The sequence below is a fragment of the Pseudomonas sp. SCA2728.1_7 genome (genome assembly GCF_018138145.1).
GTDB classification, from domain to species: Bacteria; Pseudomonadota; Gammaproteobacteria; order Pseudomonadales; family Pseudomonadaceae; genus Aquipseudomonas; species Aquipseudomonas koreensis_A.
On record NZ_CP073104.1, the window covers coordinates 6040745 to 6060942 of the forward strand.

18 protein-coding genes are annotated in these 20198 nt (G+C 60.8%); 12 read left to right on the forward strand and 6 right to left on the reverse strand.

Annotated elements, in window-relative coordinates:
* Window positions 1-111: 111 nt before the first annotated feature.
* The gene (gene eat, locus KBP52_RS27055) at window positions 112-1476 is read right to left on the reverse strand and encodes an ethanolamine permease (protein ID WP_212621348.1); all 1365 of its coding nucleotides are present in this window, start codon (window positions 1474-1476) and stop codon (window positions 112-114) included.
* A gap of 415 nt (window positions 1477-1891) precedes the next feature.
* Here eat and kdpF point away from each other — a divergent pair, with 415 nt between their 5' ends.
* From kdpF to KBP52_RS27085, 6 genes are all read left to right on the forward strand, one after another.
* Window positions 1892-1981 (forward strand): K(+)-transporting ATPase subunit F, encoded by a 90-nt coding sequence (kdpF, locus tag KBP52_RS27060; RefSeq protein ID WP_032830911.1) that lies wholly within the window; start codon window positions 1892-1894, stop codon window positions 1979-1981.
* Between the two features lie 8 nt (window positions 1982-1989).
* Window positions 1990-3684 carry a potassium-transporting ATPase subunit KdpA gene (gene kdpA, locus KBP52_RS27065; protein ID WP_212621349.1) on the forward strand — a complete coding sequence of 565 codons (1695 nt, stop codon included), beginning with the start codon at window positions 1990-1992 and terminating at the stop codon, window positions 3682-3684.
* Between the two features lie 10 nt (window positions 3685-3694).
* Window positions 3695-5758: a potassium-transporting ATPase subunit KdpB gene (gene kdpB / locus KBP52_RS27070; protein ID WP_212621350.1), complete on the forward strand. Its 2064-nt coding sequence runs from the start codon at window positions 3695-3697 to the stop codon at window positions 5756-5758.
* A gap of 456 nt (window positions 5759-6214) precedes the next feature.
* The gene (kdpC, locus tag KBP52_RS27075) at window positions 6215-6760 is read left to right on the forward strand and encodes a potassium-transporting ATPase subunit KdpC (RefSeq protein ID WP_116030512.1); all 546 of its coding nucleotides are present in this window, start codon (window positions 6215-6217) and stop codon (window positions 6758-6760) included.
* 130 nt (window positions 6761-6890) lie between these two features.
* The gene (locus KBP52_RS27080) at window positions 6891-9542 is read left to right on the forward strand and encodes a sensor histidine kinase KdpD (RefSeq protein WP_212621351.1); all 2652 of its coding nucleotides are present in this window, start codon (window positions 6891-6893) and stop codon (window positions 9540-9542) included.
* Between the two features lie 48 nt (window positions 9543-9590).
* Entirely contained in the window at window positions 9591-10289 is a 699-nt protein-coding gene (locus KBP52_RS27085; RefSeq protein ID WP_212621352.1) for a response regulator, read from the forward strand.
* Between the two features lie 127 nt (window positions 10290-10416).
* Here KBP52_RS27085 and KBP52_RS27090 read toward each other — a convergent pair whose 3' ends face one another.
* Window positions 10417-11454: a patatin-like phospholipase family protein gene (locus KBP52_RS27090; protein WP_212621353.1), complete on the reverse strand. Its 1038-nt coding sequence runs from the start codon at window positions 11452-11454 to the stop codon at window positions 10417-10419.
* Window positions 11455-11670: 216 nt separating this feature from the next.
* On the opposite strand from KBP52_RS27090, the gene KBP52_RS27095 reads away from it, so the two are divergent.
* The 3 genes from KBP52_RS27095 to KBP52_RS27105 all read left to right on the forward strand — a co-directional run bounded on the left by KBP52_RS27095 (window position 11671) and on the right by KBP52_RS27105 (window position 13830).
* Window positions 11671-11949, forward strand: coding sequence for a hypothetical protein (locus tag KBP52_RS27095; RefSeq protein ID WP_007908543.1), 279 nt, complete (start codon window positions 11671-11673; stop codon window positions 11947-11949).
* A 79-nt stretch (window positions 11950-12028) separates the two neighbouring features.
* A complete protein-coding gene (locus KBP52_RS27100; protein ID WP_212621354.1) occupies window positions 12029-12793 on the forward strand; it encodes a CHAD domain-containing protein in 765 nt (254 codons plus the stop codon).
* Window positions 12794-13035: 242 nt separating this feature from the next.
* Window positions 13036-13830, forward strand: a complete 795-nt coding sequence (locus KBP52_RS27105) for a thioesterase family protein (protein WP_212621355.1) — start codon at window positions 13036-13038, stop codon at window positions 13828-13830.
* A 1-nt stretch (window position 13831) separates the two neighbouring features.
* Here the strand turns inward: KBP52_RS27105 and KBP52_RS27110 are convergent, their stop codons facing one another.
* From KBP52_RS27110 to KBP52_RS27120, 3 genes are all read right to left on the reverse strand, one after another.
* Window positions 13832-14197 (reverse strand): terminase, encoded by a 366-nt coding sequence (locus KBP52_RS27110; protein ID WP_034155260.1) that lies wholly within the window; start codon window positions 14195-14197, stop codon window positions 13832-13834.
* A 203-nt stretch (window positions 14198-14400) separates the two neighbouring features.
* Window positions 14401-15882: a methyl-accepting chemotaxis protein gene (locus KBP52_RS27115; RefSeq protein WP_212621356.1), complete on the reverse strand. Its 1482-nt coding sequence runs from the start codon at window positions 15880-15882 to the stop codon at window positions 14401-14403.
* Window positions 15883-16094: 212 nt separating this feature from the next.
* The gene (locus KBP52_RS27120; protein ID WP_077573985.1) at window positions 16095-16901 is read right to left on the reverse strand and encodes a TatD family hydrolase; all 807 of its coding nucleotides are present in this window, start codon (window positions 16899-16901) and stop codon (window positions 16095-16097) included.
* Between the two features lie 236 nt (window positions 16902-17137).
* Here KBP52_RS27120 and KBP52_RS27125 point away from each other — a divergent pair, with 236 nt between their 5' ends.
* From KBP52_RS27125 to KBP52_RS27135, 3 genes are all read left to right on the forward strand, one after another.
* Complete coding sequence (locus KBP52_RS27125) at window positions 17138-18559, forward strand: transglycosylase SLT domain-containing protein (RefSeq protein ID WP_212621357.1); 1422 nt, start codon at window positions 17138-17140, stop codon at window positions 18557-18559.
* A 113-nt stretch (window positions 18560-18672) separates the two neighbouring features.
* Window positions 18673-19107 carry a DoxX family protein gene (locus KBP52_RS27130; protein WP_007908568.1) on the forward strand — a complete coding sequence of 145 codons (435 nt, stop codon included), beginning with the start codon at window positions 18673-18675 and terminating at the stop codon, window positions 19105-19107.
* 248 nt (window positions 19108-19355) lie between these two features.
* Window positions 19356-19664 (forward strand): class I SAM-dependent methyltransferase, encoded by a 309-nt coding sequence (locus KBP52_RS27135; RefSeq protein ID WP_116030521.1) that lies wholly within the window; start codon window positions 19356-19358, stop codon window positions 19662-19664.
* 6 nt (window positions 19665-19670) lie between these two features.
* Here KBP52_RS27135 and greB read toward each other — a convergent pair whose 3' ends face one another.
* Complete coding sequence (gene greB, locus KBP52_RS27140) at window positions 19671-20168, reverse strand: transcription elongation factor GreB (RefSeq protein ID WP_016985509.1); 498 nt, start codon at window positions 20166-20168, stop codon at window positions 19671-19673.
* Between the last annotated feature and the right edge of the window lie 30 nt (window positions 20169-20198).

Genomic DNA, 20198 nt, shown 5'->3' on the forward strand with positions numbered 1-20198 from the left:
CAGGTCGACGGGCGAGGATTTCGCCGTGCGACGCTGCATACCACGTTTGAGCGAAGTGACTTCGCAGTGGTTCCATTCTAGGCCGCTTGCACCGGGTTCACCCGAAATCCCTCAATTGCCCGTCAGCATCGCATCGGCCGGTGCGTTGGCGCGCAGTTGCCCGGTGAGCAGGAAGTAGCCGAAACCGACCGCCATGAAACCGAGGAAGATCAACCCGATCAGCGCGTTGAACCACGCCATCGCCACCAGACACACCACCGCCAGCACCAAGGCAATCAGCGGAATCAACGGATAGCACGGCGCGCGGAAAGTACGCTCGAGATTGGGTTCCGATTTACGCAGTTTGAACAGGCTGAGCATGCTCATGATGTACATCACGATGGCGCCGAATACGGCCATGGTGATCATCGCTGCGGTGAGGGTCATGCCACCGAGGTTGATCAGGCCGTCGCTGTAAATCGCCGCGATGCCGATGATGCCGCCGGCAATGATGGCGCGGTGTGGTGTCTGGAAGCGCGAGAGTTTCGCCAGTGACGCTGGAAGATACCCGGCGCGGGCCAGAGCGAAGAACTGCCGCGAGTAGCCGAGGATGATCCCGTGGAAACTGGCGACCAGACCGAACAGGCCGATCCACACCAGCATGTGCAGCCAGCCCGAGTTGTCGCCGACCACGGTTTTCATCGCCTGCGGCAGCGGGTCGTTGATGTTGGCCAGGGTACGCCAGTCGCCAACGCCGCCGGCAAAGAACATCACCCCCATCGCCAGCAACACCAGGGTCAGAATGCCGCTGATGTAGGCCTTGGGAATCGTGCGTTTCGGATCCTTGGCTTCTTCAGCGGCCATGGCGGCGCCTTCGATGGCGAGGAAGAACCAGATCGCAAACGGAATGGCCGCGAACATCCCGGCGATCGCTGGTGCACCAAACACATCCGACCCCGCCCAGCCATTCAGGGCGAAGTTGCTGAAACTGAACGCCGGCGCAACCACGCCCATGAACACCAGCAGTTCGGCAACGGCTAGCACGCAGACGATCAGCTCGAACGTCGCCGCCAGTTTCACGCCCAGAATGTTCAGGCCCATGAATACGATGTAGGCGCCGACCGCCGCGTGTTTCGGATCGAGTGCCGGAAACTGCACATTAAGGTAGGCGCCAATCGCCAGGGCAATGGCCGGCGGGGCGAAGACGAATTCGATCAGCGTCGCCAGGCCTGCGATCAATCCACCTTTTTCACCGAAGGCGCGACGGCTGTAGGCAAACGGCCCGCCGGCATGGGGAATCGCGGTGGTCAGTTCGGTGAAGCTGAAGATAAAGCAGGTGTACATGGTCGCGACCATGAACGAGGTCACCAGGAACCCCAGTGTCCCGGCCACGCCCCAGCCGTAACTCCAGCCGAAGTATTCCCCGGAAATCACCAGCCCTACGGCAATGCCCCACAGATGCAACGTGCCCAGTGTGGGTTTGAGTTGTGTGTTCATGCGGTTGCTCCCTGAACGGTTTGGAAAGCTCGGGGGAGGGCGTTTGCAGTGGGCGTGCCAGTGCGCTGAAACAAGTCGTAATGAGTTGAAAGCTGTCGTATCGGGGATGTTCGCGGCTGGATGGGTGTTTTTTGTGCGCCAGTTGGGTGCGATGTTGGCGGTTATGCCGTCTTCGCGAGCAGGCTCGCTCCCACAGGTATCACCGGTGTCTGGACCTGCGCATTTCAAAATGTGGGAGCGAGCCTGCTCGCGAAGAGGCCCGCCCATACAGCGCAAAACCCACCTGTAAAGCCTGCATAAACCCACTCTTTACGCTTTCTTTATGCCCAGCCAACACCCTCGCTCTCGTTCCTTTACAGCCTCCTTTCCGACAATGCCTGCACACACGGCAATACGCCGTAACACGGAGATCTCCATGAGCGTTCTGGACGGGGTGTCACTGCTATTGGCAGTGGGGCTGTTCATTTATCTGTTGGTTGCGCTGTTGCGCGCGGATCGGAGCTAGGAGCGGCTATGCACAGTTATGACTATTGGCTGATCCTCGCGTTTTTCGCGGTGGTTCTGTTGCCGGCGCCGTTCCTCGGGCGCTTTTACTACAAGGTAATGGAAGGTCAGCGCACCTGGCTGACGCCGGTTCTCGGCGCGGTCGAGCGCGGTTGCTACCGCATCGCCGGGGTCGATCCCCAGGCTGAACAGAGCTGGCAGAAATACACGCTGGCACTGCTGGCGTTCAACCTTGCCGGTTTCCTGCTGTTGTTCGCGATTCTGTTGTTTCAGGATCACTTGCCGCTGAACCCGCAAAATCTGCCGGGCCAGGAATGGACCCAAGCGTTCAACACCGCGGTCAGCTTCATGACCAACACCAACTGGCAGTCCTACAGCGGTGAAGCGACGCTCAGCTACCTGAGCCAGATGGTCGGCCTCACCGTGCAGAACTTCGTCAGCGCCGCCACCGGCCTCGCCGTGCTGGTTGCGCTGTGCCGTGGCATCGGCCGCAAATCGACGAAAACCCTTGGCAACTTCTGGGTCGACATGACCCGCGCCACCCTCTACGGCCTGCTGCCGCTGTGCCTGTTGTTGGCACTGTATCTGGTCTGGCAGGGCGTGCCACAGACCTTTGCGCAGTATGTGAACGCGGTGACGATGCAAGGCGTTGATCAAGTGATCCCGCTCGGCCCGGCCGCCAGTCAGATTGCGATCAAACAACTGGGCACCAACGGCGGTGGTTTCTTCGGCGTCAACTCGGCGCATCCGTTCGAGAACCCGACCGCGTGGAGCAACTTGTTTGAAGTCGCTTCGATCATTCTGATCCCGGTGGCGCTGGTGTTCACTTTCGGCCACTACGTCAAAGACCTGCGCCAGAGCCGCGCGATCATCGCCTGCATGCTCGCGCTGTTCCTGATCGGCGGCGCGACCTCGCTGTGGGCCGAATATCAGCCGAACCCGACGCTGAACAACGCTGCCGTCGAACAGGCTGCGCCGCTGGAAGGCAAGGAAGCACGCTTCGGCACCACCGCCACGGTGCTGTGGTCGGTGACGACGACGGCCGCCTCGAACGGCTCGGTCAACGGCATGCACGACAGCCTCAATCCGCTCAGCGGCATGGTTGCACTGGTCAACATGATGGTTGGCGAAGTGATCTTCGGCGGCGTCGGTGCCGGGCTTTACGGCATGTTGCTCAACGTGTTGATCGCAGTGTTCCTCGCCGGTCTGATGATCGGGCGTACGCCGGAATACCTCGGCAAGAAACTCCAGGCGCGAGAGGTGCAATTACTGGTGGTGACCCTGCTGGTGATGCCGGTCGGCGTGCTGGTGCTCGGTGCAATTGCCGCCGCGGTTCCCAGTGCTGCGGCGACCATCAGCAACCCTGGCCCGCACGGTTTCAGCCAGTTGCTTTACGCCTACACCTCGGCGAGTGCCAACAACGGCTCGGCGTTCGGTGGCCTGAGCGCGAACACGCCTTTCCATAACCTGATGCTGGGCCTGGGCATGTTGATCGGTCGCTTCGGTTACATCCTTCCGGTACTGGCCTTGGCCGGCAGCCTGGCGATGAAGAAAACCGCACCGATCGGCCAGAACAGTTTCCCGACTCACGGCCCGCTGTTCGTGACCCTGTTGACCGTGACCATTTTGCTTGTAGGCGGCCTGACCTTTCTGCCGACTCTGGCGCTCGGCCCGATTGCCGAACATTTAAGTATGGGCTTCTAAGGAATCCATCATGAATATGCACGTTCCTGCAAAACCTGCAGAGCCGACCAAGTCGGCAGAAGCACCGAAAACCGCGATCTCGGCCCTGTGGCGGCCGGCGCTGCTGCAAGCTTTCGTCAAGCTCGACCCTCGGCAGTTGAAGCGTTCGCCGGTGATGCTGGTGGTCGAACTGACCGCGATTTTCACCACCGTGCTGTGCTTCATTCCCGACGCCGATGTGCCGACCTTTGTCGCCGCGCAAATCGCCCTGTGGCTGTGGTTCACCGTGCTGTTCGCCAACTTCGCCGAAGCCTTGGCCGAAGGTCGCGGCAAGGCGCGCGCCGATAGCCTCAAGGCCGGCAGCGAAGGCCTCAGCGCGCGACGCAAACTGGCCAACGGCAGCTTTCAGGTCGTGCCGGCGGCGAGCCTGCGCAAAGGTGATGTGGTGCGCGTCGAAGCCGGGGAGATGATCCCCGGTGACGGTGAGGTCATCGAAGGCATCGCGGCGGTCAACGAAGCGGCGATCACCGGTGAATCGGCGCCGGTGATTCGTGAGTCCGGCGGCGATCGTTCGGCGGTCACTGGCAACACGCGACTGGTGTCTGACTGGTTGCTGGTGCAGATCACCGTCAATCCGGGTGAGTCGACTCTGGATCGCATGATCGCCCTGGTCGAAGGCGCCAAACGCCAGAAGACCCCGAACGAAGTGGCGTTGGACATCCTGCTGATTGGCCTGACCCTGATCTTCCTGCTGGTGGTGGTGACCCTGCAACCGTTCGCCCATTTCGCCAATGGCAGCCTGCCGCTGGTGTTTCTGGTGGCGCTGCTGGTCACGCTGATCCCGACCACTATTGGCGGTTTGCTGTCGGCGATCGGTATCGCCGGGATGGATCGTCTGGTGCGTCTGAACGTGATCGCCAAGTCCGGTCGTGCGGTGGAAGCAGCGGGTGACGTGCATGTACTGCTGCTGGACAAGACCGGCACCATCACCTTCGGTAATCGTCGTTGCAGTGCGGTCTACGCTGCACCGGGTGTCAGCGGTCGCGAGCTGGCCGAAGGTGCGTTGTTCGCTTCGCTGGCCGATGAAACCGCTGAAGGTAAATCCATCGTTGAATACCTGCGTGGTCTGCATCCGCAACCTGAGCCGGCGCTGGAAACCCTGACCGCCGTGCCGTTCAGCGCTGAAACCCGCTTGTCCGGTGTCGACTATCAGGGCCGTGTCTATCGCAAAGGCGCGGTGGACTCGCTGCTGAGTTTTCTCGGGCAAAAACGCTCGGATCTGGCCCCAGCCCTGTCGCGGGAAATCGACAAGATTGCGCAGAGCGGCGGTACCCCGTTACTGGTCTGCGCCGACGGTAAATTGCTTGGCGCGATTCACCTCAAAGACGTGGTCAAACCGGGCATTCGTGAGCGTTTCGCCGAACTGCGCAAACTCGGCATTCGCACCGTAATGGTCACCGGTGACAACCCGCTGACCGCCGCTGCCATCGCCGCTGAAGCGGGCGTCGATGATGTTCTCGCCGAAGCCACGCCGGAGAAGAAACTCGCGCGTATTCGTCACGAGCAGAACGACGGTCGCCTGGTCGCGATGTGCGGCGATGGCGCCAACGACGCGCCGGCGCTGGCTCAGGCAGACGTCGGCATGGCGATGAACGACGGCACCCAGGCTGCACGCGAAGCGGCGAACATGGTCGACCTCGACAGCGACCCGACCAAGCTGCTCGATGTGGTGCAGATCGGCAAGGAATTGCTGGTGACCCGTGGCGCGCTGACGACCTTTTCCATCGCCAACGACGTGGCCAAATACTTCGCGATTCTGCCGGCACTGTTCGCCTCGATTTATCCGCAACTGGGTGTGCTGAACATCATGCAGCTGACCAGTCCGCAGAGTGCGATTCTCTCGGCGATTGTCTTCAACGCCTTGATCATCGTTGTGCTGATTCCGCTGGCGCTGCGCGGGGTTCGCGTGCAGGCGGCGAGTGCGGCGGCGTTGCTGCGACGCAATCTGTTGATCTATGGATTGGGCGGGATTCTGGTGCCGTTCGTGGGGATCAAGGCGATCGACATGCTGCTCACGGCGCTGCATCTGGTGTGAGGCGGGAAAGAACCCCTCACCCTAACCCTCTCCCGGAGGGAGAGGGGACTGACCGAGGTGATTACGGGAGCTACACCGACCTGAAATACCGAGCCGAACTCAGGTTTGAACTGCACAAAGATCGGCTCCCTTTCCTTTTGTCACCTTCGTGGGAGAGGGGACTGACCGAGGTGATTGGGAGAGGTACATCGACCTGAAATACCGAGCCGAACTCAGGTTTTGAACAGCACAAAAACCGGCTCCCTTACCCCTTGGCGACTTTGGGGGAGAGGGACTGACCGAGTGGTTAATCAAAGGTACATCGGCCAGAAATACCGAGCCGAACGCAAGTTTTGAAAAGTACAAAGATCGGCTCCCTTTCCCCCTCGCCCCCTTGGGGGAGAGGGCTGGGGTGAGGGGGAAGAGATCCCCCTGACACTCCACCAAAGTTTGCCCAACGAATTCGAGGATTTTGCAATGTCCACAATGATACGTCCGGCCCTGAGCCTGCTGGTGCTGATGACCCTGGTCACCGGCGTCGCCTATCCACTGGTGGTAACCGGTGTCGCGCAAGTCGCATTCCCCGCGCAAGCCAACGGCAGCCTGGTGCACGACGCCGACGGCAAGGTCCGTGGTTCGTCACTGATCGCCCAGGATTTTGTCGGCGATGCCTGGTTCCATCCACGTCCCTCCGCCGGTGCGTTTGCTACGGTTTCCAGCAGCGCAAGCAACCTGGCGCCGAGCAATCCGGCACTCGCCACGCGGGTGATCGACGACGCCAACAAACTCCAGGTTCCCGGCCAAGGCCCGGTGCCATTGGCCTTGCTGACCACCTCCGGCAGCGGCCTTGATCCACACTTGCCTCCGGCGGCGATTGCCTATCAACTGGCGCGTGTTGCAGCGGCGCGAAACCTGCCGGTGTCGACCTTGCAGCAACTGCTCGATGCGCACATCGAACAGCCGCTGGTGGGGCCGCCGGTAGTGAATGTGCTGGCGTTGAACATGGCACTGGAAAAATTGTAGATCGGTGGCGCGGCCATTCGCGAGCAGGCTCGCTCCCACAGGGATACGCGTTCAAAATGTGGGAGCGAGCCTGCTCGCGAAGAGGGCCGAAAGAACACTGCATAACTATCAGCAAGAGAGAGCATCAAGCATGAGCGACTCCGGCCGCGCCGACGCACTGTTAGCAGACTTGCCCCGTGACGGCCGTGGCCGGTTGAAAGTATTCCTCGGCGCCGCCCCCGGTGTCGGCAAGACCTACGCCATGCTTCAGGCCGCCCACACCCAGTTGCGCCAAGGAGTGAAAGTCCTCGCCGGCGTCGTCGAAACCCACGGCCGCGCTGAAACCGAAGCGCTGCTCGGCGGCTTGCCGCAGCAGCCGCTGGTGCGCTCGGAATACCGTGGCGTGATGCTCGAAGAAATGGACCTCGACGGCATTCTCGCCGCCAGGCCCAAGCTTGTGCTGGTCGATGAACTGGCCCACAGCAACGCGCCCGGCAGCCGCCACGCCAAGCGCTGGCAAGACATTCAGGAACTGCTCGCCGCCGGCATCGACGTGTTCACCACGGTCAACGTCCAGCACCTGGAAAGTCTCAACGATCAGGTGCGCGGCATCACCGGTGTGCAAGTGCGCGAAACCCTGCCGGACTGGGTGCTGCAAGAAGCCTACGAACTGCTGCTGATCGACCTGCCGCCGCGTGAATTGCTCGAGCGTCTGCGCGAAGGCAAGGTCTATGTGCCGGAGCAGGCGCGCGCGGCGATCGATGCGTTTTTCACCCAGACCAACCTCACCGCATTGCGCGAACTGGCGATGCAAACCGCCGCCGCGCAGGTCGACAATGATCTCGCCCAAGGCTATCGCCAACTCGGCCAGGCCGCCCCGGCAGTGCGCGGGCGATTGCTGGTCGGCGTCGATGGTGATGCGCAGGCCGAACGCCTGGTCCGCCACGCCAGTCGCGTCGCCCAGCGTCGGCATCTGCCGTGGAGTCTGGTGCACGTCGACAACGGCACCGTACGCGACGAGCAATCGCGTCTGCGCCTGCAAAGCGCTCAGCAACTGGCCGAGCGTCTTGGCGGCGAGGTGGTTTTACTGCGCGCCGGTGAGGTCGCCAAAACCCTGATCCAGCATGCCGCCGAGCGCCGCGCGAGCCTGGTCCTGGTCGGCCAGTCCCGGCCACGTCTGCGCCGTCGTTTGTTTGGCGGCGGACTCGCGGCGCGTTTGTTACGTCAGGCCCATGGGCTGGAAATCAACGTCCTCGACAGCGATCAGCAACAGCATCAACCGCGCCCGCGCAATGCTCTGACCTTGGTGTGGTTCGACTATGCGCTGGCGCTGGTCGCCACTGTGTTGGCCAGTGCTCTGGCGTGGGCGGTGTCGAGTGTGTTGCCACTGCCGAACATCTCGTTGGTGTTCCTCGCGGCGGTGTTGCTGGTCGCGGTGCGTAGCAGTCTCGGTCCGGCGCTGGCCTGTGCCGCGTTGTCGTTTCTGACCTATGACTTTTTGTTCATCCCGCCGAATTTTTCTTTCAGCATTCAGCGCGAAGAAGACGTACTGACCTTGCTGTTTTTCCTGCTGATGGCAGCGCTCACGGGTAACCTTGCGGCGCGTCAGCGTCGGCAATTGCAGGCCCTGCGCGACACCCAGGAAGAGACCACCGAACTGCTCGACCTGTCGCGCAAACTAACCGCCGCGACCGACCGCCAAGCGGTAATCAGCGCCGCCGCGCAACACCTCAATGGCTGGAGCGATCTGCAACTGTGCCTGCTCAACCGCGACGGCCAGGGCGGCTGGAAAGTCGAAACCGGCGGCCCGCTGCAATTCACCGAAGCCGAACGCGCCGCCGCCGATTGGGCCTGGCAACACGATCAACCCGCAGGCATGGGCACCGGCACGTTGCCGTTCGGGCGTTGGTGGTGGTGGCCGCTGTCGGTCGAGGATGGGCCGTTGGCGCTGCTCGGTGTCTGTGCGAAAGAGGGCCAGACTTTGAGTGGCCAGCGCCGTCGTTTGCTCACCGCGTTGAGTCAGCCGTTGGCGCAAGCGCTGGCGCGCGCACAGTTGGCCGATGATCTGGAAGCTGCGCGCCTGCACGGTGAAACCGAACAACTGCGCAGTGCCTTGCTGGCGTCGGTATCCCACGACTTGCGCACGCCGCTGACCGCCATGCGCGGCAGCATCGACAGCCTGTTGGCCCTCGGCGAAGCGATCCCGCTGGAGGATCGTCGTGAACTGCTCGAAGGCACTCGCGACGAAGCCGAACGCCTCGATCGCTACATTCAGAATCTGCTCGACATGACCCGCCTCGGCCATGGTGCGTTGAAGCTGGCGCGGGACTGGGTGTCGCCGGCCGACATCGTTGGCAGCTCGCTCAACCGATTGCGTGCAGTGCTGGCGCCGCTGCAAGTCAGCACCGATGTGCCGGGCGAGTTGCCGTTGTTGTTCGTCCATGCCGCGTTGATCGAACAGGCATTGGTCAATGTGATGGAAAACGCGGCGCGCTTTTCGCCAGCTCACGGTCGACTGCAACTGAACGCAGGCGCGAATGACCAAGAGATTTTCTTCTCGGTCAGTGACGAAGGACCGGGGATTCCCGAAGAGGAACGGGCGAAGATTTTCGACATGTTCTACACCGCTGCCCGGGGAGATCGCGGGGGGCAGGGCACCGGCCTCGGGCTGGCGATCTGTCAGGGCATGGTCGGTGCGCACGGCGGGCGGATCAGCGTCGCCAACGGCATCGATGGACGCGGCACTTGCATCACCTTGCACTTGCCGTTGCAGACACAGCCGGGAATGGACGATGAAGCCTGATTGCGACTGCGCTACTCTCTTGCCACTCTTTTGTGTTGATGTGAATTCATGAGCCAGACCGCGACCATTTTGGTCATCGACGACGAACCGCAGATCCGCAAATTCCTGCGCATCAGCCTCGCTTCCCAGGGCTACAAAGTGCTTGAGGCCGGCACCGGTGCCGAGGGGTTGGCGCAGGCCGCACTGAACAAGCCGGACTTGCTGGTGCTCGATTTAGGCCTGCCGGACATGGACGGCCAGCAAGTGCTGCGCGAGTTTCGCGAATGGGCCACGACGCCGGTGCTGGTGCTGTCGGTGCGCGCCAGCGAAGGGCAGAAAGTCCAGGCGCTGGATGGCGGCGCCAATGACTACGTGACCAAGCCGTTCGGCATTCAGGAATTTCTCGCGCGGGTTCGCGCCTTGTTGCGTCAGGCGCCGGCGGGGGAGGCGCAGCAGGCGGCGCTGAGCTTTGGTCCGTTGACGGTTGATCTGGCCTATCGGCGCGTGCTGCTCGACGGTGTCGAAGTGGCGCTGACGCGCAAGGAATACGCGGTGCTGGCGCAACTGGCGCGGCATCCGGGGCGAGTGATTACCCAGCAGCAATTGCTCAAGGATATCTGGGGACCGACGCACACCGAGGACAGTCATTATCTGCGGATTGTGGTGGGGCATTTGCGCCAGAAGCTGGCGGATGATCCGACGCGGCCGCGGTTTATCGTCACTGAAGCCGGGGTTGGGTATCGGCTGTTGAGTGAGAACAGCCTGTAGGTAGTTGTGTTGTCTTTTCTGGCCTCATCGCGAGCAGGCTCACTCCTACATTTGGAATGCATTCCCCTTGTAGGAGTGAGCCTGCTCGCGATGAGGGCATTGCATTCAATCGAGATTTTTCAGTCGATCAACCCTGCTCACTCTCATACCGATCCAGCGTATCCCGGGCAATCTCGCGCCCCAACGCGATCAACTCCGGTGCCTTGTAAAACTCGAAAAACCGGCACACCCGCTTCGGCACGTTGATCAGGATATCCGGCGGATACCCGGCAATCTTGTATTGCGCCAGCGAGGTCTGCATCACCTCGAAACTCTGGTTGATCAAATCCAGCAACGACGCCGGCCCGACGTTATCGATGATGAACGAACCGGTCGCCGATTTCGGTGCGCCTTCACGCTCGGGCGCGGCGGCGGGTTGCTGGCTTTCCGGCTCGGCGCCTTCCAGCCAAGGGTTGATGTCTGCCGCTTCGGCGCGCAGCGCTTCCTGTTCGAGCCGCAACAGTTGCTCGGCCTGTGTACGGCGGAACGGCATCTTCGATCCCAGCGAACTGAGCAGGCTGTCAAAGCGTGAGCGAAATGCGGCCGGGCGCTGGATCACCGGCAATTTGTAGTGACGCTGATTGGTCGAGTTGAGATTGACCGCAATGATCAGATCACAGTGGCTCGACACCACCGGCACGATCGGCAACGGGTTGAGAATGCCGCCGTCGACCAGCATGCGATTGCCCTGCATCACCGGGGTGAACAGGCTGGGAATCGCCGCCGAGGCGCGCATCGCCTGATGCAGGCAGCCTTCCTGAAACCAGATTTCCTGCTGGTTGGTGAGGTCGGCGGCGACGGCGGTGTAGGGGATGCGCAAGTCTTCGATGTTGATTTCGCCGACGATCTTGCGGATCTGCCCGAAGACCTTTTCGCCGCGAATTGCGCCGAGGCGGAAACTCACGTCGACCAGCCGCAGCACATCCAGATAGTCGAGACTTTCGATCCAGTTCTTGTAAACGTCGAGTTTGCCGGCGGCGTAGATCCCGCCGACTACCGCGCCCATCGAACACCCGGCAATGCAGGCGATGTCGTAACCGCGTCGTTCGATCTCTTCAATGACTCCGATATGGGCATAACCCCGGGCGCCACCGGAGCCCAGCACCAGTGCGACACGCTTTTTCATCAAACTTCCTCCCGACAAGGTTGCACAATGCACCCATCGCCGGGCTGGCTCAATCGCCGAGGTCGTTGAGTGCGCCAGTGACGTCGTTTTTTCGATACTGCATGACCCTTCGGCTATATCCTTCTCAGTTGCGCGGTTTCACCCGCCGGCGAGGCACTTTTTCGCAGCCAAGCCGTCTTACCTGCACGACTGTTGACCTATTTTGAGGTGTGAGTGATGAAAGCCTGGATCTGTGTGCCGTTGATGGCTCTGGCATTGGCCGGTTGCGCCGGTAAAACCGCTTACCGCGACAGCTGCGGCAGCCAGCTCGACGCGGCTTGGCATGAACTGGATCTGGCCAAGGCTGAAGGCTTTGCCGGCACCGTCAGCTACTCCAAAGCGTTGTCGCTGCTGACCGCCGCGAAGACCCAGCAGCAATTCGAGGGGTTTGAAGGCTGCAGCAAGAAAGCCGAGAAGGCGCGTTTCTACATTCGCGAATCCCGCGCCGGCCGCTAAGCTGCTGACGTGAAGCAAGGAGGCTGCGTTCACTGGACGGCAGAATGTTCTTCGGAGCCATTTGAATCAGGAGCAAGTGATGTCTGCGTTGGTTGACCGGTTGGTGGCTCATGTCCTGAGTCTGGAGGTGCGGCTGCTGGCCTGTCAGGCGCGATTGACGGCACGTACCGACCCCGAGGCGCTGCATGATCTGCGCACCACGGTGCGGCGCTTGCGCAGCCTGTTGCGGCCATTGCGCGGTTTACCGGGTGTCGAACAACTGGAAGACGCCGCTTCGGCAGTCGGCCAATTGACCACGCCGTGGCGTGATCGCGAGGTGTTGGCGGCATATCTGCTCCAGCATGATCAGCCGGAAGCTGCTCAACGCCGCATGGCGCAAATGGCCGAGGCCTATCCGGCGCTGGCGGCGAGCGCCGAGGTGGCTTCGTTGCTGATGATTCTCGACGCTTTCCCACGTTTCCTGCGCGCCTCCCAGCGTCAGGGCTTGCTCAAGGGCTTGGCCAAACGCATCGAAAAACGCTTGGGCAAGCAATGGCAGAAACTCGATGAGGCGTTGCACGATCCGGCTCACGACCGCCATCGCCTGCGCCTGCTAATCAAGCGCGTGCGCTACGGCATCGAAGCCTATCCCGAGCTGGATCGTTTGCCCGAAGCGGCGCTGGCGCGGTTGAAGTCAGCCCAAGGCGCGTTGGGCGACTGGCACGATTGCTGGCAGTGGCTGGCGAAAGCCGAGCTGGAGGCGGATCTGCAGCCCTGCGTCGCCATTTGGCAGGCGACCATGATCAAAGCCGAAACCAAGGCTGATCGCGTGCTGGAAAAACTCAGTTCAGCCTGTTTCAAATAATCCTGAATCACCACAAATTCCCTGTAGGAGTGAGCCTGCTCGCGATAGCGGTCAGACATTCAACACATGTGTTGGCTGTCAGACCGCTATCGCGAGCAGGCTCACTCCTACAAGAGATTTCAGTGTGGCTGATATTGGTTTAAGGCCTTTCTGTCAGCCCATTTGACCGGAATAGACGCTGCGGCGCTCTGCAGGTCTGGTTAAGATCCCTGCATTCCTTTCTCGTTTTCTGAGGTTGCCCCATGCGCTTTAGCGATCTGCTCGATGCGGTCCGCCGCCAACCGGAACTGACGATTCCTGCCGAATGGGGTCAGGGCCGTGCCAGTTTCGGTGGTCTGGTGGCCGCGCTGCAATACGAAGCCATGCGTGCGAAAGTCCCGGCGGATCGCCCGGTGCGTTCGCTGGCAATTACCTTCGTCGGCCCGGTTGAGCCTGAAGTCCCGGTGAGCTTCGAAGTGGAGGTGCTGCGCGAAGGCAAAGCCGTCAGTCAGGTCATGGGCCGGGCGATGCAGAATGGTCAGGTGGTGACGATCGTCCAAGGCAGCTTTGGTGCCTCGCGGCCGTCGGAGGTTGCCGTCGAAGCGTATCCGGCGCCAGCAATGAAACGCTGGGATGAATGCCAGGAGTTACCCTACATCAAAGGCGTGACCCCGGAATTCATGCGTCATCTGGCAATGCGCTGGAGTGTCGGTGGAATGCCGTTCACCGGCAATCAATCGCGGCTGATGGGCGGCTGGGTGCGGTTGCGTGGCGATGTCAAAGAAGAGCCGGTCAATGAGACGCATCTGTTGGCTCTGGTGGACGCATGGCCGCCGGCGCTGTTGCCGTATCTGAAGAAGCCTGCGCCGGGCAGCACGCTGACCTGGACCATCGAATTCGTGCAGCCACTACGGGACTTGAGCACGCTGGACTGGTGCCAATATCTGGCCGATATCGAATACGCCGCCGACGGCTACGGCCATGTCGCCGCCAAGCTATGGAGCGCAGAAGGTGAGCTGATTGCGATGAGTCGCCAGACGGTAACGATCTTCGCCTGACTCAATGCCGACGGTGGCGCTCACGCCAGGCGCGCCACCAGCCGCCACTGAGAAAGAAACGCGGAAAGGTCAGGAACTGCTCGACCAGTAACCGCGACACCGCATCTTTACGATCACTGAACGGCTCGGAGGCTTGCGCCTCCAGGCTGTGGCCGTGGCGCTGCAAACCCAGCGCCGCGATGATGCCGATCACGCCGATGGCCACACTGGCCAGACTCAGGCTGAACACCCCCGAGACAATCAGCAGAAACGCGACGATGAACAACGGCACGGCGATCAGGTGCAGCACCAGATTGGTCGGGTGCTGGTGATTGCCCGGGTACGCGCGCCATTGCCATGCGGGAAGGTTGGGGTGACGTTTGCCCATGTTTTCTACTCCTCGATCCATGTTGAACTCATGGTTGAAGAATAGGCCCGGGCAGGGAGGGTGGCGAATCAAGGTTGGCTATTGAAGTGATAGGCGTCATCGCAGGATTCGATGTCGCCCCATCTGACGCCTTCGCGAGCAGGCTCGCTCCTACATTTGGAATGCATTCCCCTGTAGGAGTGAGCCTGCTCGCGATGAGTCCCTCAAAGCTTGAGCTGACCTATAGCCTTGTTGAGTTCCCCAGCCAACGTCGCCAACTCATTACTCGTGGTCGCCGAATCCACCGTCTGCTGCACGGTGTTCTCGGTCACATCACGAATACTCACCACCGCCCGGTTCATCTCCTCGGCGACCTGGCTTTGCTGCTCCGCCGCCACGGCAATCTGCGTATTGCTTTCACGCATCTGCGCCACCGCCCCGGTGATTTCCGCCAGCGCCGCGCCGGCCTCTTGCGCTTGCTGCACGCAGTCGTCGGCCTTGTACGAACTTTCCTGCATGAAATCCACCGCATCGCGGGTCCCAGCCTGCAAGGCCGAGACCATCGTGGTGATCTCGTCGGTCGAGGTCTGCACGCGTTTGGCCAGATTGCGCACCTCATCGGCGACCACCGCAAAGCCGCGGCCCATTTCACCGGCGCGGGCGGCCTCGATGGCGGCGTTCAGTGCCAACAGGTTGGTTTGCTCGGCAATGCTGTGAATCACGCTGACCACGCCGTTGATCTTCTGACTGTCCTCGGCAAGCCGTTGAATCATCTCGGCGGTCTGCTGCACGCCGCTGGACAGCCCGGCAATCGACTGTTGCACCCGCGCGACCACTTGCTGACCGCTGCCAGCGAGGCCATCGGCGGTCTGCGACAAGTCGCGAGTGGCGCCGGCGTGTTGGGCGATGTGATAAACCGTGGCAGTCATTTCGTTGATCGCGGTGGCGGCCTGATCAGTTTCGCTCTGCTGACCAAGCATGCCGTGGCGCACTTCGTTCATGCTCGATGCCAGTCGCGCCGCGCCGACATCCAGTTGCCGTGCGGTGTTGGCGACGGTCGTCACAACGCGCTGGTAACCGGCCTGCATCGCGTTGAACGCGTTGGCCATTTGCCCGACTTCGTCTTTGCCCGCCAATGGCACACGAGCCGAGAGATCGCCGCTTTTCTCAACGTGCAGCATCACATCTTTCAAGGTGTTGAGCTGGCTGAGCAGGAAGCGGATCAGCAATTGCGAGGCACAGAGCATGGCGAACATCAGGATGAACACCGCCACGGCATAGTTGGCGAAACGCTCGCTGAACACCTGACTGAGACTCGGGCCATAGGCAAGCACCGCGACCTGCTGGCCATCGGCACGGCTGAACACCTCAGCGCCCATCAACGGGTTTTCGCCGAACAGCGGCAGATGATTGATTTCGTTCCAGCCGTTGCTTTCAGTGATTTCCAGCAAGGGTTGATCATTCAGGCGCGGTGCTTCGCCGCGCTTGAAGGTCAACACCTGATCGGTTTTCGGCAATGCCTGCCCGGCCGGCCAGGCCTTGAGCAATTGCGCCTGGGCCTGCGCCGAGGCCTGTGAGGCGTGACTGCGCGCCTGCTGTTCGAGTTGCACGGCGTACAACACCAACAGCAGGGTGGTGACGAAGGCGACCGCATTGACCGCCCAGAATTTGTATTTCAGCGAGATATTGCTAAGCCAGGCACCCATGGAGGTCTTCTCTGATAGCGGAAACAGTTTTGGCAAGGTGCCAGCATTGTGCCGCTATGCAGATATAGACATTTTGATGTGAGTCAACAGACGATGCGGTCCGCCCTTGTAGGAGTGAGCCTGCTCGCGATGGCGGCGTGCCAGTCGACAACGATTTCAACTGATCTACCGCAATCGCGAGCAGGCTCACTCCTACATTGGATTCTAGTGTGTCAGGAGAGGGCGGGGAGGTTGTAGAACGCGCGGGCACACGCGGTGGTGTGTGCCGCCAGATCCTCCTCGGTTTCGCCACGATGCAAGGCCACTTCACGCAGGACTTCAGTCAGATACGCCGGTTCATTGCGCCCGTTCTTCGGTTTCGGTCGCAATGTGCGCGGTAGCAAATAGGGCGCGTCGCTTTCCAGCATCAAGCGCCCGCGTTGGATCTCTTTCACCAGCGGATGCAAATGCGTGCCACGGCGTTCGTCGCAGATCCAGCCAGTGATGCCGATGTGCAGATCCAGGTCGAGATAGCTGAACAACGCCTTTTGCTCGCCGGTGAAGCAATGCACCACAGCGGCAGGCAGTTGATCGCGGAAGCCTTTGAGGATTTCCAGCAAACGCTGGCTGGCATCGCGCTCGTGCAGGAACACCGGCAGTTGCAGTTCAACGGCCAGCGCCAGGTGTTCTTCGAGGACTTTTTCCTGCTGTGGGCGCGGCGAGAAATCACGGTTGAAATCCAGCCCGCATTCACCCACGGCGACTACGTTTTTTTCGTGCAACAGGCTACGCAAACGACGGGCACTGTCCGCGTTCCAGTCACTGGCCGAATGCGGATGAATACCGGCGGTGGCGAACAGCCGTTGACCGCTCTCATCCAGTTGCTGGCACAGCTCCAGAGCCTGTTCGCTGCCCTCGACGCTGGTGCCGGTCAGCACCAGCTGGCAAACCCCGGCGGCATAGGCGCGATCAAGCACGGCCTGATGTTTGTCGGCGAAACTGGGGTTGGTCAGGTTGACGCCGATATCGATGAGTTGCATGGTTGCTACCTCGGGCCGAAGGCCGGAAAGCATACCAGAGCTGTAGATTCATAAGAAAAGCCAAGAACTACAACGAGTTATAGCTGTCTTTTGATGCCGCGACGCAGCCCGGTTTGGCAGGAGTGCCATTACTGTGCCAGTCTCTCGCACTTTGCCAGCGCTCCAAGCGCTCTGTTTTCGTCGGTGATTTCGATCTTTCAGGGATGAAATTGCCCCGTATTCTTTCCGGAGAGTGGATGGTTCGTCCCTCGGTTTTGCTGCTGTTGTGTGGATCGTTGCTGCTGCCGATGACGGCGGTCGCGCGCCTGCCCGGGCCACTGCAAGCCGTGCCGGCGGCCAAGGTGCGGGACTTGTCCGAGATTCGCAGCAGCCGTGTGTTGCGGGTGCTGGTCAACCAGAGTCGCAACAGCTCCGGCGAAGTGCAGGGTCAGGCCATCGGCGTCGAATACCATCGCCTGCGCGCGTTCGAGCAATACCTCAATGGCCACGCCCGTGATGGCCAGGAAATCACCCTCAAGATCATTCCCAAAGCCAAGGACCAATTGCTCGGCGCCTTGCAGCGTGGCGAAGGTGATCTGGTCGCACCGGGTGAATTGCTCGATCTGCAACCTGGTTATGCCGTGGCCAGCAGCGAACCGATCGCCAGCAACATACCGCTGGTGCTGGTCGGGATCAAAGGTGAGCGGCGCTACACCAAAGTCGAGCAGCTTTCCGGCAAAACCCTGGCGTTGCCGACCGGCAGTGCGGCGGGGGAGGCGGTCAGTCAGCTCAATCAGAAACTGGCGTTGCACAAACTGGCGCCGATCAAGATCGAATGGGTTGATCCGACGCTGGCGGTCGAAGATGTGCTGGAAATGGTTCAGGGCGGGATTTTTCACCTGACCATCGTTGAGCAGCCGATTGCCGAACGCTGGGGCAAGATCCTGCCGAAACTGCGTTTTGACCGGCAACTGATGATCAGCGAGCCGGGCGAGGAATACTGGTTTGTACGCCGCGATGCTGCGATGTTGCGTGCGAGCATTGATCGCTTCCTCGGTGGTTACAAGAAACCGTCCAACGAAGATGCCGCGTTTCTGCGCATCTATCGCCGTCTCTATCAAGTCCACTATCCATTGGCCAAGGCTGACCGCCAGCGCCTGGAAAAACTGCGCCCGACCCTGCAAAAGCACGCCCAGGCGCAGAACATGGACTGGCTCAATCTGGCCGCACTGGCGTTCAAGGAATCACGCCTGCAACCCAATGCCCGCAGCGGCAGTGGCCCGACCGGGCTGATGCAGATCACGCCTTCCGCCGCTCAGCGAGTCGGCGTGAGCAACATTCAGAATCTTGATGCGAATGTGCAGGCCGGGGCCAAATATCTGGCGATGATCCGCCGCAAGTTCTTCAACAGCCCCAAACTCAATGAGCGCGAGCGCATGGCGTTTACGCTGGCGGCCTACAACATAGGCCCCGAGCGCGTGCAGGGCATGCGCGCTGAGGCCCGGCGGCGCGGGTTAAACCCAAATCAGTGGTTCTTCCAGGTCGAGCGCATCGCCATGGAGCAGGTAGGAATGGGGCCGGTCAGCTATGTTAATAGCGTGAACAAGTATTACTTGGCGTTCGACCGGGAGCGGGAGTCGTTGGAGCCCGGGGCGCAAAAAGTCGTCTCACGGAAATGATCTAATAAGTCGATTGTTATGGCGGAATATTTGCGCTTTTAACATGAAATTTACTGATTAATATAGCGGCCAACCAACACACACACAACTTCTCGCAAAACAAGGAATGCCCCATGAGCTCTCTGATCAACAAAGTACTGTTCACCCGCGCTGGCTACGGTCTGACCATCCTGCGCATCGCTGTCGGCGTGATCTTCGCGGCGCACGGTTCGCAAAAGCTTTTCGGTCTGTTCGGTGGTTATGGTCTGGCGGGGACGGCGCAGTACATGGACAGCATCGGTCTGCACCCGGGTTACCTGATGGCGACGCTGGCGGGCGGTACTGAGTTCTTCGCTGGCCTGGCGTTGATCATCGGCCTGCTGGTACGTCCGGCAGCATTGGGTCTGACCTTCCTGTCGCTGGTGGCGATCTTCACCGTACACATCAGCAACGGTTTGTTCATGGCCAACAACGGTTACGAGTTCGCCCTGGCCCTGCTCGGTGGCAGCCTCGCCGTGCTGATCGAAGGCGCGGGCAAGCTCTCGGTGGATCGCGCCATCGCCGGTTGAGCGCTCTGGCTCAAGGAATAGGCCCGCATTGTGCGGGCCTTTTTTGTTGCGGCTGATTCTTGACACTGATCGGTCACGTTCTCTAGGATGTTGCCCATGCGCCGATTTAAACAGCTACTTGCGGGGCGCCAGGTGACTTCAACAGTTGCCGTCAGAAGCCGGAACAGGGCTTCGAAATACCGCTAAAGCGCTGGTTCGGTGTTGCCTCTCACCTGCCATGCAGACTTTTGAGGCAGAGACACGACACGATGAATGCACTACGCCCTCCAGCACGTCCCGCGCCGATCACGGCACATATCACCCAGCGCAACCCGAAAATTCTCCTTGGCGGCAAACATCAGCCGACGCTGTTGCGTTATCTCGATGGCTGGCCACGTCGCAGCGGCGGTCCTGCCGCGTTCCTGATCCAGTTCGTTGAAGACGGCGAGTCGCTGGCGCGTTTCGCCACTGACAGTTTTGATCTCGCGGTGATTCAGGCCCCGACTGTCGAAGATGCGCCAGAGATGATCAAACAACTGGTCCGCGTTGCGCGGCAGGGTTTGATCACTCGTCGCTGATACGCTTTACGGATAGTCGATAGCGACGATGTAAACGAACTGCTCACCGGTTGGCGTCTGCACCCTGACTTCTGCATCCAGCGCCTTGCCGATCAAGGCGCGGGCCAGTGGCGAGTCGATGCTGATCAGACCCAGTTTCAGATCCAGTTCATCCGGACCGACGATACGGTAGCGCGATTGCTTGCCGTCTTCGTCTTCGATGGTCACCCACGCGCCGAAATAGACTTTGTTCGGATCACTGGGTTTTTCACTGACGACTTTCAACGCTTCCAGACGTTTAGTGAGAAAGCGCACGCGACTGTCGATCTCGCGCAGCATCTTCTTGCCGTAGGTGTACTCGGCGTTCTCCGAACGATCACCCTGAGCCGCCGCTTCGCTCACCGATTGCGTGACTTGCGGGCGGCGCACATGCCACAGCTCATGGAATTCGGCGCGCATCCGCGCTTCACCTTCGGGGGTGATCAGCGCGGTGCCGGCGGGGCGTGGAGGGCGATAACGGCTCATGGCAACTTCTTGTGATTAAGACCGCCTGAG

Excerpts from the sequence above, each read along its gene's own strand:
- eat (WP_212621348.1), bottom strand. The coding sequence starts at position 1,476 with ATGAACACACAACTCAAACCCACACTGGGCACGTTGCATCTGTGGGGC.
- kdpF (WP_032830911.1), top strand. The coding sequence starts at position 1,892 with ATGAGCGTTCTGGACGGGGTGTCACTGCTATTGGCAGTGGGGCTGTTC.
- kdpA (WP_212621349.1), top strand. The coding sequence starts at position 1,990 with ATGCACAGTTATGACTATTGGCTGATCCTCGCGTTTTTCGCGGTGGTT.
- kdpB (WP_212621350.1), top strand. The coding sequence starts at position 3,695 with ATGAATATGCACGTTCCTGCAAAACCTGCAGAGCCGACCAAGTCGGCA.
- kdpC (WP_116030512.1), top strand. The coding sequence starts at position 6,215 with ATGTCCACAATGATACGTCCGGCCCTGAGCCTGCTGGTGCTGATGACC.
- KBP52_RS27080 (WP_212621351.1), top strand. The coding sequence starts at position 6,891 with ATGAGCGACTCCGGCCGCGCCGACGCACTGTTAGCAGACTTGCCCCGT.
- KBP52_RS27085 (WP_212621352.1), top strand. The coding sequence starts at position 9,591 with ATGAGCCAGACCGCGACCATTTTGGTCATCGACGACGAACCGCAGATC.
- KBP52_RS27090 (WP_212621353.1), bottom strand. The coding sequence starts at position 11,454 with ATGAAAAAGCGTGTCGCACTGGTGCTGGGCTCCGGTGGCGCCCGGGGT.
- KBP52_RS27095 (WP_007908543.1), top strand. The coding sequence starts at position 11,671 with ATGAAAGCCTGGATCTGTGTGCCGTTGATGGCTCTGGCATTGGCCGGT.
- KBP52_RS27100 (WP_212621354.1), top strand. The coding sequence starts at position 12,029 with ATGTCTGCGTTGGTTGACCGGTTGGTGGCTCATGTCCTGAGTCTGGAG.
- KBP52_RS27105 (WP_212621355.1), top strand. The coding sequence starts at position 13,036 with ATGCGCTTTAGCGATCTGCTCGATGCGGTCCGCCGCCAACCGGAACTG.
- KBP52_RS27110 (WP_034155260.1), bottom strand. The coding sequence starts at position 14,197 with ATGGGCAAACGTCACCCCAACCTTCCCGCATGGCAATGGCGCGCGTAC.
- KBP52_RS27115 (WP_212621356.1), bottom strand. The coding sequence starts at position 15,882 with ATGGGTGCCTGGCTTAGCAATATCTCGCTGAAATACAAATTCTGGGCG.
- KBP52_RS27120 (WP_077573985.1), bottom strand. The coding sequence starts at position 16,901 with ATGCAACTCATCGATATCGGCGTCAACCTGACCAACCCCAGTTTCGCC.
- KBP52_RS27125 (WP_212621357.1), top strand. The coding sequence starts at position 17,138 with ATGGTTCGTCCCTCGGTTTTGCTGCTGTTGTGTGGATCGTTGCTGCTG.
- KBP52_RS27130 (WP_007908568.1), top strand. The coding sequence starts at position 18,673 with ATGAGCTCTCTGATCAACAAAGTACTGTTCACCCGCGCTGGCTACGGT.
- KBP52_RS27135 (WP_116030521.1), top strand. The coding sequence starts at position 19,356 with ATGAATGCACTACGCCCTCCAGCACGTCCCGCGCCGATCACGGCACAT.
- greB (WP_016985509.1), bottom strand. The coding sequence starts at position 20,168 with ATGAGCCGTTATCGCCCTCCACGCCCCGCCGGCACCGCGCTGATCACC.